This is a genomic window from Acinetobacter sp. YH01005, from assembly GCF_013420465.1.
GTDB lineage: Bacteria > Pseudomonadota > Gammaproteobacteria > Pseudomonadales > Moraxellaceae > Acinetobacter > Acinetobacter amyesii.
Genome location: NZ_VOYA01000004.1, coordinates 181925 through 196683 on the forward strand (window position 1 = coordinate 181925; position 14759 = coordinate 196683).

Genomic DNA, 14759 nt, shown 5'->3' on the forward strand with positions numbered 1-14759 from the left:
ACAAGGGCTTTTTTTAATACTCATTGAGTACAAATCCGCTCAAAAAGGCAAAATATTCTCGTAGCCAAGAATTGTAGCGGATGTACAGCGGTGTTGGCGCTGCAATGGTATACACCTGTGTATAGCCTAGCTTTTGTGCAATTGCTTTTGCACGTGGGAGATGAAAATCACTACTGGCAATCGCAATGGGGGCATCAAGCGAAATCTGATGTCGTTTTAAAATCATTTTACTATTGATCAGATTGAATTCTGTACTGGTACTTCTGCTTTCTTCATATATGCGTGCGGCTGAAATATCATAGTGTTGAAGTAAATAGCGTTTCATGACAGAAGATTCGGTCATTTTTTCATTAAAGCCTAAACCACCCGTCATGATCATGATGGCATTGGGCTGTTTCAAGGCATACGGTGCTGCGGCATCGAGACGTGCCTTTAAGGTCGGAGAGGGTTGACCATTTTCAATACCGCTACCCAAAACAATGATGGCTTGGACGGAAGTAAATGGCTTGGATTGCTGGCTATTGAAGTGTAAATACGCAAAAAACAGCAAAAGGCTCAATAGCCAAAGCCAAAACAACCACCATGCAGCATGCCAGAGCCTTTCGAGTTTGGGAGATTGATCTAAAATATTGTGGATTTGCGTTGCAAATAGTCCAGATAAAAGAAAAATACACCCAATGACTAAGGGTAAAAGAATGCCTAAATGAATTTTATCTAATGTAAGTAACCAAATGGCGTCTACGCAGAGCAGCAAGCCTACACAAAGCAGTAGTATTCTTTTCATGCAAAAAATTAAAGCAGTATTCGTATTTGGCCTAAGTATAGCGTGAAAAAAACCAGACACGAGGTCTGGTTTTGAGTTGGGGCTATTGATTAGTAAACATCTTATTAGTAAACATCACGGCGGTAACGTCCAGCTTGACGCAGTTCAGCAACAATATCTTCACCTAATATATCAATTAATGCGTGGTCAACGTCCGTTGCCATACCGTTGATACTACCGCAAACGTAGATCACGGCACCTTGTTCTACCCATGATTTTAATAAGGTCGCATGGTCACGTAGCTCATGATGCACATAGCGTTTCTCCGCTTGATCACGAGAGAAGGTGAGGTCTATGCGTTGAACTAAGCCTGTGTTTTGCCATGCTTCAATGATGTCTTGATAAAAAAAATCATGTGCGCGTTGACGCTCACCAAAAATCAGCCAGTTTTGCGTATAGTCTTGACGAACGCGTGCATGTAAAAGACTGAGTAAACCTGCAATACCTGTACCGTTACCAATACAAATCACAGGACGATTATCTGCAATCAAATGGAATGATTCATTGGTGCGAATACGCAGTTGTAGTGTGCTATTAATCGCTGCATGTTGTGTTAACCACCCTGAGCCTAAGCCAAGTTCACCCTCTGCATTGGATTGCTGACGCACCACTAAGCGTAATACTTGCTGACTTGGAATACTGGCAATGGAGTATTCACGAGTTGGAAGCGGTGGAAGCTGTTCAAGCAAATGATCAAGATTGGCAAAGGGTTCAATATCTGTATTTAGGTTGCGATCCCATAATGCATCTTCAATACGTTGCTGAGTAGAATCAACCACTTGCTGACTTTGAATCTGGTACTTTTGCATGAAGTTTGCAATACGTTCAGCACTATTACCCGGCTGAATCTCTGCAATATCACCCGCTTGCCAGTTGGCTTCATGTTGCGGTTTTAACTCAATATTAAATGCAGGTGCACCTAAACTGTTCGGGTTGAGTAGATCACGTTTGGTCAATGTCCATGCATCAAAAGTTTTTTCAATTTGCATGTGCTGAAGTTCAAGTTTAGTCGCTTTGGCTAAAGCGCTATTCCATGCTTGAATGGCTTGGGTGTCGCCATTATTGACTTCAATTGTGTCAAACAGGTGCTTCGCAGCATTACTCTGCATCCAACGATGAATCGCATGACCAAAGCTACAGAAAGTATCCGGATATTCTTCAGAACCTAAAGCTAATACGGCAAACTGAACATGACTCAAATCGAGGCTTTGTGTCATCAGTTTACGTTCAAAGCTTGAAGCAAGGTCAGGTGCTTCGCCAGTGCCATAGGTACTTGCAACAAATAAAACCTGAGCGGCTTGCGTTAAGTCATCTGCTGAAAGTTGCTGAACAGCTTTCACTGTTACAGGCTGACGAGCCTCTTGTAAGCTTGTTGCTGTACGCCATGCCAATTGTTCAGACTGACCTGTTTGTGATGCATAGCAAATTAACCAAGGCTGTGCATTTGGGTCGATGGTAACTGGTGCTAAGCTTTGACGGGCTTGCTGTGTCAGTTTTTTCTGTTTACGACGTTTGAGATAGAGCATCCATCCTGTGACAAAGAACAGCGGCATCATGAGGGATGCAATAACCACAAAGAACTGATAAATCGGTCCGAAGAAACTACCGCGATGTACAGGCAACATGCTGGTCATGATTTTTTCATTTAGCTTTTTATCTTCGTATAACTCGATATCGGTGAGAGCAGACGTTTTGTAGTTATAAGTCGCTTTGTTGCGAGCACGTTCATGTTGAGGGACGGCATCCACAAAGTTAATTTCTAATTCACCATTGGCTTTTTTCGGAATATTAAAAGTGACACTTGAGTATTCACGACCAATATTTTGATTAAAGCCATTCCAACTTTGCGTAAGGGCAATATTCACTTGTTCTGGTTTTAGACCACGTTTTTCTCCGCGACCTTCAGCACCATGTTTATTTTCTTGAGCGCCGTGTTCAGAGGGACTCGACGTTGCAGGGTTTCTTTCAGAACGTGCTTGGTGTTCGCCATGAGTTTGTTTTGCCTCAGTGGCTTGTTTTTCACCACCTTGCTTTGCACCCGCCTGTTCAGCAGGTTGTCCATTCGGTTTTGGACCTTCTTGTAACTGGGGCTGTGGACGTTCAACGCCCATGACTTTAAACATGCCATTACGCCACCAGTCATAAGACCAATACAAACCTGTACATGCCAAAATGAGATAGAAAATAATCACCCATGTGCCGACGACAGCATGTAGATCCCATAGGAAATTACGACCTTTAAGCTTTGGTTTTACTGCAAGCCATTGTTTAACAGAATGTCTTTTGGGCCAACGCAGATATAAACCACTCAATACAAAATAAATCAGCATGAGTGTACATGCGCCGGTAATTTGTTTACCAACAGGGCCAACAGTTAAATTACGGTGTAGCTGCTGTACAAACTGGAAGAATTTTTGACCTTTAATTTCAGGTAAAACTTCGGCTGTATAGGGGTTAACCATCATGTTATAGCCACGACGAGCACCTTCTTTGACAATATTCACGGTACTTGAGGCGGTAGCATCTGAGGCAATAGAGATGCTGTTAATTTTCATGTCAGGATCAGACTGACTAAAGTGCTGATAAAGCTCAGCAGGGGGTAGTTTAGGTTGCTGTTGAGCCTGAACCACATAACTGTCCTGATTGATTGCTTTAAGTATTTGCTGTTCATAGGAATAAATGGCACCTGTAACCCCCATGAGCGAGAGTATTAAGCCGGCACTAATCCCCAAGAACCAGTGAATCTGGAAAAGGGTTTTCTTAAACATGATGGATTTAATATTGATAAAAGGTTGCTGAATTGCGACGAATTATAAACGATGATGTAGTAGAGAATGTGGGAAAAGTAAGTAATATTCATTCTCATTATTGTAATTATCAATAATTATTCAAAAATTAAACAGATAAAAAAACCTCCAAAAAGCGGAGGTTTTTTTATACATAAATGTCTGTTTAGCTTAAATTGCTTTAGCAGGGCCTACAGTTTCATTTAAATGTTTACGAATGGTCAAAAATGGAAACTTCTTGCTATCCATACGTTTAGGCAAGATGTATGCGCCGTCTTGACCCTTTACTTTAAAGTTCAAAAGGATGAAGTCTTTGGTGTCATACCATTCATGAATGTCTTTCCAACCGACAGTCATCGTCCCCATGTTTGCACCCATACGTTGCTGCATAGAGATCCCATGCGGCTGAACACCCATACGGATGCCTTTAATTTCTTGTACAGGGACTTCGTTCAGTTTGCGTTTCGCATACCATTCGATACCGAATTTACGCACAAGGAAGTAAATCACGACACAGACAATAGCTACCCAGCAAAATACTGTTGAATAGTTCTTAATAAAGATGAGGCCCAAGAGTGCCAGTGCAAGAATTGCACCCATAATTAGCCATGCTTTTTTGCCAATTTTGAAGTTACTGCGAGACAGAACAAGTTGAGCATAACGTTGTTCTTCTTCAGAAATTTCATAAGCCACTGGCTCTAGCGTGTAGGCGTATAAATTTTTTGCGGTCATAGTGAAAGTAACAGATTTAAAACTGTAAAAAGTTTAGCATTATTTATACCAATTCAGTGAGTATATTGTTCCAAAATCATCCAAATTATAGCGAAGCCAGTTCAGTCGATGCTTGATCATGCTCATGACTGAGATTTTGTTTCAATTGGCTAAATTGGTTCAACACGTTAAACATTAAGGATAGCTGTTGTAACACAATTAAGGATTTTTGATCTTCCTCACTATTTTGTGACAATCGCTGACGGATTTCTTGCAACATATTTTGCGCAGATAAGTCTGGAACTTCGTCACGTAGTAATGCACCTTGAATGTCATCTGTGGCTTTATCCAGTAAATTTAAGACCTGTTGATCTTGAATTTTTTCACGATGTGCACCTAAGGCTGCGATATAACTAATAAAGGTATGATTGAGACACAAAAACTCAAAGGCTAAAGCTTTTTGAGTCGGGTCGGTATCGGGTTCGGTGGCTAATGTGGAAATCAGTGATGCTACTTCTGCATCGGTATTATGTGCTGCACGACGGACCACACGATAATTCAAGCCGTTATTACGACCAGATTTGTATTGTTCAACCACTTCGGCCAAATAATCACACTGCGCTTGAATCGAACGGCTGATGGTCCGAGGTAGGCGACGGAACTTCCAGTCTGGGAAAATGAAACTCACACCAAACCATGCCAAGGCACAGCCAATCAGTGTATCAATCATACGCGGCATAGCTGCGGCAAAACCCATGCCATCTAAGTTAAAGTTGATCAGCGCCAAAATGGTAATAAATGCAGTGGCTTGTGCATATTGCTTACTGCGTAATTCAAAAAACAACACGCCACTTAAAATGAGCAGTAATAGTTGACCTTCGACAGAAGGGACAAAATATAAAATCGCATAACCTAAAATAATCCCGACCAAGGTGCCAATGATACGTAAATAGAGGCGACGTTTGGTGGCGTTAAAGTTCGGCTGGCTGACAAACAGTGCGGTCAATAAAATCCAATAGCCATAACTGATATTGGTCACTTGGACAAAAATATAACCAATAAATAAGACAGTCGATAAACGCACAGCATGACGGAACAGCACCGACTCTGGACTCAAATGTTGTTTGAATCGAATGACGATATCGTCCCAGCCTTTTAAATCATCATCTTTTAAACGATTTTCAATCAGGGCTTGTCGGTCAATATAACGCTCAGTTTCGACGTTGCGTAATTGCGCATCGATGCCTTTTAGGTTTTGGTATAAAGCAAATAAAGAGTTGATCCAGACTTCATCGTATTTTTGTTCTTCACGCAGCTTTTCGAGTGACAATTTTAGATTGTGGAACGCATGTTTAAAACGTTGATTATGATGATAGGGTTTTCGCTGTAAGATGCTGATACTTAAATCTTTACAGGCTTTTCCTTGAATTGAGAGCACGCGTTGAAAGCGAAATAAAATATCACTATGTTCAAAAATACGGGTCAATTTTTGATAATCAATATGTGCGGAATCGGCACGTTCATGGATGTCTTGCGCGACAAAATAATATTGCAGGCTACGACGTGTATCTTTTTGTCCACGGTCTCCTTTTAAACGCGTTAATAAGGCCGTTTTCATATCGTTGAAAATGCCAATTAATTTGCCATTTTCGAGCGATAGCTCAATCAAACTTTGCTGGTAACTTTCTGGTGTCATATCGACATCAAACAAGTTAGATTTTGCAAATAAGAAGTCACCTAGAGATGAATAGCTTTGCGCCAATTTGTCCTGAACTTGACGTACAGGAAACAGTAGAAAGCTCAAAGTCGAAAGCAGTCCATACCACATCGCACCGATGACCAATAAACCTGCTTGTGTATACCAATTTTCAAAAAGTTCGACCCCTAGCATGGAATACACGGAGATTACCAGACAGCCATAAGAAATGGTGGCATAGCGACGACCCAATGAACCCAAAAGAATCCAACCGATACAAGACACAATCAGCCCCAAAGCAAATAAAATCGGATGTGGGAACAACAGATAAATGGATACCGCAGTAACAAAGAACCCGATATAGGTATAAATTTGATTGAGCACACGGACTGAAAAGCGGTCATCGATATCACTTAGACCTGCGGCCACCACACCCAAAGTGAGGGGAATGGTCATTAATTGCTGATCTAAAAAATAAGGGACAAAAGCAGTTCCTGCGAAGGCAATGACCATGCGCAAGTTATACATAAAGGTCGTGTTATAGGTTGCTTGTTTCAGTCGTGCGAGCCAGGCGTTCAAAATTTTTCCTTTGCTAAAGCGATGGGGCAGTAAGCAATGTGTATCGTGTGAATTTTCACATTGAAGCCAAGAAATAATACTATGTGCAGTGTAAACTTGTCTGCAAAACTTGCTTGCAATAAATGAATTATTCTTATGAAAAGCGTCGAATCACAAAAGGAATTTTCTCAACGCTGGATCGTCTTATTGGCGTTGCTCACTGCTTTAGGTCCACTTTCAATCGATATGTATTTACCGGCTTTGCCTCAAATGGCTGACGATTTTGGTGTCACAACCCAACAAGTAGCCAATAGTCTTCCAGCGTATTTCTTGGGTTTGGCGATTGGGCAGTTAATTTATGGGCCAGTCAGCGACCGCATTGGGCGTAAAACACCGCTATATTTCGGTTTGGTTTTATATATTTGTGCCAGTTTTCTGTGTGTCTTTGCCAATAGTGAATGGAGCTTGATCGCGGCTCGCGTTCTACAAGCCTTGGGTGGCTGTGTTGGTGTGGTGATTGCTCGTGCAGCAATTCGTGATCGCTTAAGTATGCAAGCTTCTGCTCAAGCCTTTGCCAGTATGATGATCGTGACAACAATTGCACCAATCATTGCACCTACTTTAGGCGCATGGGTGTTACAGGTGTTTGAATGGCAATACATATTTGCGGTATTGGTACTTGTCGGTATTTTTTGTCTTTTCTGCGTACATTTTTTCTTTCAAGAAACCCTGCCTGTTGAGCGACGCTTAAAATTAAGTTTGAAACAAGTCTTAGGTTTATATGGTGCGATTGTACAGGACGAAACTTTCCGTAAACCGATGCTCACAGGCTGTTTTTCTGGCGCAATTTTATTTTGTTATATCAGTGGCTCATCTGCCATTTTAATGGATGGTTATGGTCTGAGCCAACAGCAATTTGCTTATGTATTTGGGGCGAATGCTTTAGGGATTATGGTGTTTTCAACCCTCAATAAGAAACTTGCAAATCGACTGGATGTTCGCCATCGTTTGCAATTGGGTAATGCACTTCAATTGTGTGGTGTGCTGATCTTATTGGCGGCAGGATTATTTAATCTTTCCTCTATCATTGTTGTAATGTTGGGCATGTTCTTATGTGTTGCTTCAATCGGCTTCACTGGTCCAAATGCGATGGCATTGGCGATGTCTGAACAAGGCTCACGAGCTGGCACAGCCAGTGCAATCATGGGAAGTATGCAATTTGCCTGTGGTCTATTGGCCGGAGTGTTTTTGAACTTTTTAGTATGGTCAGCGCTGATTAATATGGCCCTGATTATGCTGCTATTTGTGGTTGTTGCAATGTTCACCATGCGTAGTTTAAAAGCTTCAGCCATGGGTTGAACTAAATGCAGGTGATGACGTTTAGCAGGTCTGACTTAAACGTCGGTCATCAACGTACGTGTATTATTGATCAAATATCCGCGTCACTCATTATAAATGTTCATCATCCATAACTATGAATGATTGTGCTATTTTCCCATTGTGAGGTTAGTTTCTATTTTCTCGAAACTTATATCTAAACAATCATCCACTTGAAAATAAAAAGTGAAACAGTGGATCGCTGTTGTCCCACTCGAATGAAATAGAGCAACTGATAAATAAGTATTATTTGCATCAAACACAGTACTTTATGCTGAATCAATACATTGTGAATGTCTCTATCGGTAATATGTCGGATTTTATCATTTTTATGACATACCTATAGGGTATGGATTTTTACCTTTAAGGTATGGGTGTTGAGCTTTTTTGCCATCTGAATCGGCTAAGTCTGAATTTTAACTAAATATTTCAGTCTATTTTCAGTGATGGATTCAGCGTTTTTGCTTTTTGCTTTCAAGTATTTCGTTATTAAGGGCTGCAAGTTGGGACTTTAATGCGACTAAAGCACGGATATGCAGCTTGAAATTTGTCCGCTCAAATAGGCGAATAACAAAGCGCCCAGAGTTAGGGCATACAACAATGACAGGACAATAGAGAGCTTAGGATGAAAACTCAAACTGTATTCCACCCAATGAAAACCCTTGTTGTTGCCATGAGTTTGGCAACGGTCTCAATGGCTCATGCAGGCAGCAATACTTCTGAAATTGAACAATTACGTGCAGAAGTTGCAGAACTGAAAAGTTTGATTAAAGCGCAGCAGCAAGTTCAACAACAGCAACAAACAGAGATTCAGCAAGTTAAAGCGCGTCCTGTTGCACCACCACCGCCACCAGCTTCTCCAGCTGCAAGCTTAAAATCTAAAACAGGTGCAGATGTAAGTCTTTACGGTTTTGTTCGTGGTGATGCGAACTACATCATCGAAGGTGCGGATAACGACTTCAACAACGTACATACGTCTAAAGAAGAAGCACGAGATAAACTTCGCGCAACTGCAAAAACCACACGTTTTGGTTTAGATTTTACAGCACCTGTCGGTGGTGATAATAAAGTGGGCGGTAAAATTGAAGTCGACTTTGCAGATGCAAGTGGTTCAAATGATGGACTTCGCTTACGTCACGGTTACTTAACCTTTAACAACTGGTTATTTGGTCAAACGACATCTAACTTCTTATCTAGCCATGCACCAGAAATGATTGATTTCAATACAAACTTGGGTGGTGGTACTACACGTATTCCTCAAGTTCGTTATAACTACAAATTAGCTCCAGATACTCAACTATTTGTTTCTGCGGAAGAAGGGGATAGTAAAGGGACTGTTGCTGCAGATCCGACTTATCGTCTTCCAAACTTAACTGCCAAAGTGACTCAAGGTTTTGCCGCAGGTAAAGGTACCGCTTCAGCTCGTGCATTGGTTGAAAACTACAAATCTAAAGCTGCAGATGATACTGAAACAGCTTGGGGCGTAGCAGCGGGTGCATCTTATGCAGTGACTGATCAATTGAAATTGAATGGTGATGTTTCGTATACAGAAGGCAACAGCAACTATTTATATGGTTCTAACTCGGCTTACTCTGTTGTAGATGGCAACATCGAGCAAAACAAATTCACTGCTGTACAAGTGGGTGCAACCTATAAGTTTAATGAAAAACTACGTTCGACTTTAGCTTACGGCGCGCTATTTGCGGATGATGGCAGCGCGTATGCGAAAGATGCATTGAATTCAAATGCGAACGAAGAAGCACAGCAAGCTTGGATTAACTTTATTTACGCACCTGTAAAACCAGTTGAACTTGGCTTGGAATATGTAAATGGTAAACGCAAAAACTTTGCGGGTGAATCTTATAACGATGACCGCGTTGGCTTAATGGCTAAATATAGCTTCTAAGCTCAACGACTGATTCTAATCGCACAAAAAAGCCTGACTCAGTTCAGGCTTTTTTGTTTAAATGAGGGGTGTAACAAAGCAGATGAACAAATATGTCTGAGCAATTAAAGTCACCGAATAGCCTAGTCATGATGTCGTTGAACCACATACAGTATATGGATCACGCTTAAATCTTTAATATTTTATATAGATAAAAAATACGAATGCATTTAAATAAAAACAATTGGATATAACTTTAAATTATAGAAAAATTAACTTTTTGTAATAAAAAGTACTGAAATTTTATTGTTCAGGCTGCATAATGTGCGACTTTTCAGAAATAGTGCAAAACAGTACAGACATACACAATGTTCTGTCATTGAATTTGCTTCATTTGAGGCTGTTTCTCAATTTAAAACTTTTAGCGATTTGTTAGTCATTTTGAGTTAATTTTTAAAGCTCAGACTTACTTATTTGAATCAGATGATGAATATTTTTCAAACTCTTTAGCTTGAGTCGTTGAATTGCATTATTGATTTGAAATTACAAAATGTAGTTGTATTTCAGACTATAAAGGCAGCTAATGCTGATAGAAGAGCTTTAAAAATATTCAAATAATTTTGGACAAATTATATGGAATTTAATTTTAACGCGTTTTATACCTTAATCGCAGCGGTAATTGTGCTTTTGTTGGGACGGTTTCTTGTTAATCGTATTGGCTTTTTAGGCCGATACAACATTCCAGAGCCTGTTGCCGGTGGATTAGTTGCAGCGATTATTTCTTTAGTAGTGCACAGTCTTTGGGGCTATAGCATTACAACGAGTAGTGAATTACAAACGAGTTTCATGCTGATTTTCTTTGCTTCTATTGGTTTGAGTGCAAATTTTGCCAAATTAAAAGAGGGCGGGATCGGCTTGGTCATCTTTATCGTCGCTGTTGCTTCATTCATCATGGTGCAGAACCTCGTAGGTATCAGTCTTGCGACGGTGCTAGGTATTGACCCTCTTATTGGTTTGATTGCAGGTTCTATTACCCTTACCGGTGGTCATGGTACTGCAGGCGCATGGGGTGAAATTTTAGAAGTTCAACATGGCATTCAAGGTGCATTAGCCTTAGGTATGGCAAGTGCGACATTTGGTTTGATTATTGGCGGTATTATCGGTGGTCCACTGGCTAAGCTATTAATTAACCGCTATCAACTTGCAACGCCTCGTACTCATGAACAAATTGAAAAAAGTGATAACACTCCTCTAGCAGATATTAATTCAACAGAATATGTGCCGTTTGAATATCCGCATCGAGTTCGTCTCATTACAGCAGATAATGCGATTACCACATTAGGTTTATTTGCAGGGTGTTTAGCATTTGCGGACTTCATGACCGATTTTAGTAAAGGTACTGTATTTGAATTACCGACATTTGTTTGGGCACTGGCTGGTGGTGTAATTTTGCGAAATGTACTGGAGGGTATTTTCCGTGTACAAATTTTTGACCGCGCTATCGATGTATTTGGTAATGCATCTCTATCTTTGTATTTGGCGATGGCATTGTTGTCATTAAAGTTATGGCAATTGTCCGATCTCGCTGGCCCACTTGTAGTCATTTTGGGTGCACAAACGCTGACGATGGCTTTGTATGCTGCTTTTGTGACTTTCCGTGTCATGGGTAAAAACTACGATGCTGCTGTTTTATCAGCAGGTCACTGTGGTTTTGGTATGGGTGCAACCCCGACGGCTGTGGCAAATATGCAAGCGATTACAAATATGTATGGCCCTTCACATAAGGCATTCTTAATTGTGCCGCTATGTGGTGCATTCTTTGTTGACTTAATTAATGCGACGGTTATTCAATTAATTCTCAAATTTTTCGCTTAATTCTACAAAGGCTCTAAATTAGAGCCTTTGTTTTTTTGTATTCGCATTTTAGGTATTGATTATGGATGAACAATTAAATGCAACTCTCATGGGCTGGGTCAAAGTTTTTAATGATCCGCTTTGGGATTTCTTAGTCGTATTCTTAGTGGCGGTTGGTATTTTCTATACCTTAATCACCGGCGCAGTTCAGATTCGTCTATTTTTTCATAGTATTAAAGTGATGAAATCTAGCCGTAAAGAAGGCGATGATGAACATGGGATTACACCATTCCAAGCCTTTGTGACGGGACTGGCAAGTCGTGTCGGTGTGGGTAATGTCGCAGGTGTTGCAATTGCGATTGCAATTGGTGGGCCAGGTGCAGTGTTTTGGATGTGGTTTACCGCATTTTTAGGCATGAGTTCAGCATTTGTGGAATCTTCACTTGCACAGCTCTTTAAAGTGCGTGATACGCAAAATCAGCAATTCCGTGGTGGACCAGCGTATTACATTACACAAGGTTTAAAGCAAAAGTGGTTGGGTGTGGTTTTTGCCATCGCGCTGATTTCAACCTATGGTTTTGTCTTTAATGCGGTGCAAGCCAATGCGATTACAGGTGCGACCTCACATGCGTGGGGCTGGGATAAAGCCAACATCATTTTAGACTTAGGTGGTTTCGGTTTTGAAATCTCTTGGGTGGGCTTATTCTTGGTGCTCATAACTGCGCTGATTATTTTTGGCGGGATTAAACGGATCGCCAAAGTTGCAGAAAGATTTGTGCCCTTTATGGCTTTGCTTTATCTCGCAGTTGCTTTCTATGTTGCATTTGCTAACTTTGCGATTCTCCCAGATATTTTCCAGTTAATTTTCAGTAAAGCCTTTGAATTTGATGCTGCGGCAGGTGGTTTTTTCGGTGCTATGGTTTCTATGGCAATGATGCAGGGGATTAAACGTGGTTTATTCTCGAATGAAGCGGGTATGGGCTCTGCACCCAATGCTGCGGCAGCATCAGATGTTAAACACCCTGTCAATCAAGGCCTAGTTCAGATGCTCGGTGTCTTTGTCGATACATTTGTCGTGTGTACCTGTACGGCCATCATTATTTTGGCGTCCGGTTTGTATGAAAATGCAGGCTTTGAAGGTGTTGCTTTGACGCAAATGGCGCTTGAGAGTCAGATTGGTGCTTGGGGAGATGACTTCCTTGCCATTATCTTGTTCTTATTCGCTTATTCTTCAGTAATCGGTAACTATGCTTATGCTGAAGGTAATGTACAGTTTATCAATAACAATCCTAAAGTGATGTTTATATTCCGCGTATTCGTCCTCATGATGGTGTACTTTGGTTCAATCATGAGTGTGCCACTGATTTGGAACTTAGCAGACCTCTTCATGGGCGTGATGGCAAGTATTAACCTCTTTGCGATTCTATTGCTGACACCATTTTTATTGATGCTGTTGAAAGACTATACCTCACAGTTAAAACGTGGCGTAAAAGAGCCCGTGTTTAAAATGGATGAGCATCCAAAATATAAGGATCGCGTTAATTCCGATATTTGGTAAAGTCAAAAATTAACTTAAAAAGCTCCGTTATCGGGGCTTTTTTTGCTAGATAAGGGCTTAAATCCTGATGTGGAAATTCTGCTAGACATTGAAACTTTGACAGCCAATGACTTTCTAGGCAGTATGTCAATATAATGTGTATCGATCATCGGCATTAACGAATAATAACAGTGACGTGAATGCGGACTGATTAGACTACTTTTTCTCTTCAAATCTCGAGTTGTATTGTATTTGGAATATCTCTCAATGAAAAGCATAACTGTTTTGATGACTGCATTCGCAATCAGCCTTGTGGGTTGTCAAAGTGTGGGCTCAAAAACGGTCAGCGCTGAAACAACCTCACAAATTCGAACTTATACAGCAGCACCTGCTCAAGTTGCGAATAACCGCATTGACTTTAAAAAAGTGAAGAAGCAGGAAAAGCGTCCGATTGTTGCTTTGGTTTTAGGGAGTGGTGGGGCACGTGGTTATGCACACATTGGCGCCATTCAGATACTTGAACAGCAGGGAATACACCCTGATTTTATTGTTGGAACCAGTGCGGGCAGTATTGTAGGTTCAATCTATGCTTCAGGTAAAAGTGCCAATGAGTTAAGAGATATCGCCTTAAATATGAAAGCCAATGATGTTCGAGAAATACGCTTGGACAAAAAAGGTTTTTTTGACGGTAAAAAAGTTGAAGATTATATCAATGAGCAAGTTGATGACGTGCCTTTAGAGTTGTTAAAAACCCCGATGTATGTGGTGGCAACTGAGTTAAAGGATGGCAAAAAAGTCGTGTTCAACTATGGCAATACGGGACAGGCTGTTCGTGCCTCAGTGTCGATTCCGAGTATGTTTATTCCAACGATTATTGAAGACACAGAATATGTCGATGGCGGCTTGGTCAGCCCAGTTCCTGTGGATGTTGCACGAGATTTAGGGGCAGATATTATTATTGCGGTGGATATTTTGGCACGACCGATTCATACCGAAACGTCGAATGTTTGGGGCTTGTTTAACCAAAATATCAATATTATGCAAAATCGTTTAGCTCAAGAAGAACTCAAGCGTGCAGACATTGTGATTCAACCTGATTTACGTGAAAAAGCACATATATTTGATGTGAAAGGCCGTGAAGCGACGATGCTAGCAGGTGAAGAGGCAACTTTAGAAAAACTTGGAGAGATTTCTCGGGTTTATGCTGAACATCAATACAGCAAGGGGCATCATATTCCTTATTTAGCAGCCAAAGATTAGGCAGGTACAATCAGTAAATTGAAATGCATCCTGTTCACGTAATAGGGTGCATTTTATATTTTGGTCAGGCATTTTGATCTTCTCATGCTCAATAGCATCCAGTAATCATTAATATATTGGATGATGATTGGTTTTAGGTCTTAATCAAAAGATTTGCCAGATATAAAAATCGTGATAATAAAAAAATACACAGTTAATTATTTGAAATTAATTAAGAAAATCCTATTAATTGGTTTTACGTAGATTTTAAGAGTATATACCTATATTAGCAT

The 14759-nt window shown here is 40.6% G+C and carries 9 protein-coding genes; 5 read left to right on the forward strand and 4 right to left on the reverse strand.

The genetic code is table 11. The features are described 5' to 3' along the window. Positions 1 to 13: 13 nt before the first annotated feature. The 4 genes from FTT72_RS03700 to yccS all read right to left on the reverse strand — a co-directional run bounded on the left by FTT72_RS03700 (position 14) and on the right by yccS (position 6595). Complete coding sequence (locus tag FTT72_RS03700) at positions 14 to 784, reverse strand: YdcF family protein (RefSeq protein WP_180177880.1); 771 nt, start codon at positions 782 to 784, stop codon at positions 14 to 16. Between the two features lie 104 nt (positions 785 to 888). Then, positions 889 to 3591, reverse strand: a complete 2703-nt coding sequence (locus tag FTT72_RS03705; protein ID WP_180177881.1) for a sulfite reductase flavoprotein subunit alpha — start codon at positions 3589 to 3591, stop codon at positions 889 to 891. 189 nt (positions 3592 to 3780) lie between these two features. Then, complete coding sequence (locus FTT72_RS03710; protein WP_180177882.1) at positions 3781 to 4341, reverse strand: YcxB family protein; 561 nt, start codon at positions 4339 to 4341, stop codon at positions 3781 to 3783. An 85-nt stretch (positions 4342 to 4426) separates the two neighbouring features. Further along, positions 4427 to 6595, reverse strand: coding sequence for a YccS family putative transporter (yccS, locus tag FTT72_RS03715; RefSeq protein ID WP_180089119.1), 2169 nt, complete (start codon positions 6593 to 6595; stop codon positions 4427 to 4429). A 135-nt stretch (positions 6596 to 6730) separates the two neighbouring features. Here yccS and FTT72_RS03720 point away from each other — a divergent pair, with 135 nt between their 5' ends. From FTT72_RS03720 to FTT72_RS03740, 5 genes are all read left to right on the forward strand, one after another. After that, entirely contained in the window at positions 6731 to 7933 is a 1203-nt protein-coding gene (locus FTT72_RS03720) for a multidrug effflux MFS transporter (RefSeq protein ID WP_180177883.1), read from the forward strand. Positions 7934 to 8576: 643 nt separating this feature from the next. Beyond that, positions 8577 to 9857 (forward strand): DcaP family trimeric outer membrane transporter, encoded by a 1281-nt coding sequence (locus tag FTT72_RS03725; protein ID WP_180009825.1) that lies wholly within the window; start codon positions 8577 to 8579, stop codon positions 9855 to 9857. Positions 9858 to 10469: 612 nt separating this feature from the next. Next, complete coding sequence (gltS, locus tag FTT72_RS03730; RefSeq protein WP_180177884.1) at positions 10470 to 11711, forward strand: sodium/glutamate symporter; 1242 nt, start codon at positions 10470 to 10472, stop codon at positions 11709 to 11711. 61 nt (positions 11712 to 11772) lie between these two features. Beyond that, positions 11773 to 13248 carry a sodium:alanine symporter family protein gene (locus FTT72_RS03735; protein ID WP_180007539.1) on the forward strand — a complete coding sequence of 492 codons (1476 nt, stop codon included), beginning with the start codon at positions 11773 to 11775 and terminating at the stop codon, positions 13246 to 13248. Positions 13249 to 13494: 246 nt separating this feature from the next. After that, the gene (locus FTT72_RS03740; protein ID WP_180055511.1) at positions 13495 to 14487 is read left to right on the forward strand and encodes a patatin-like phospholipase family protein; all 993 of its coding nucleotides are present in this window, start codon (positions 13495 to 13497) and stop codon (positions 14485 to 14487) included. The last annotated feature ends 272 nt before the right edge of the window (positions 14488 to 14759 follow it).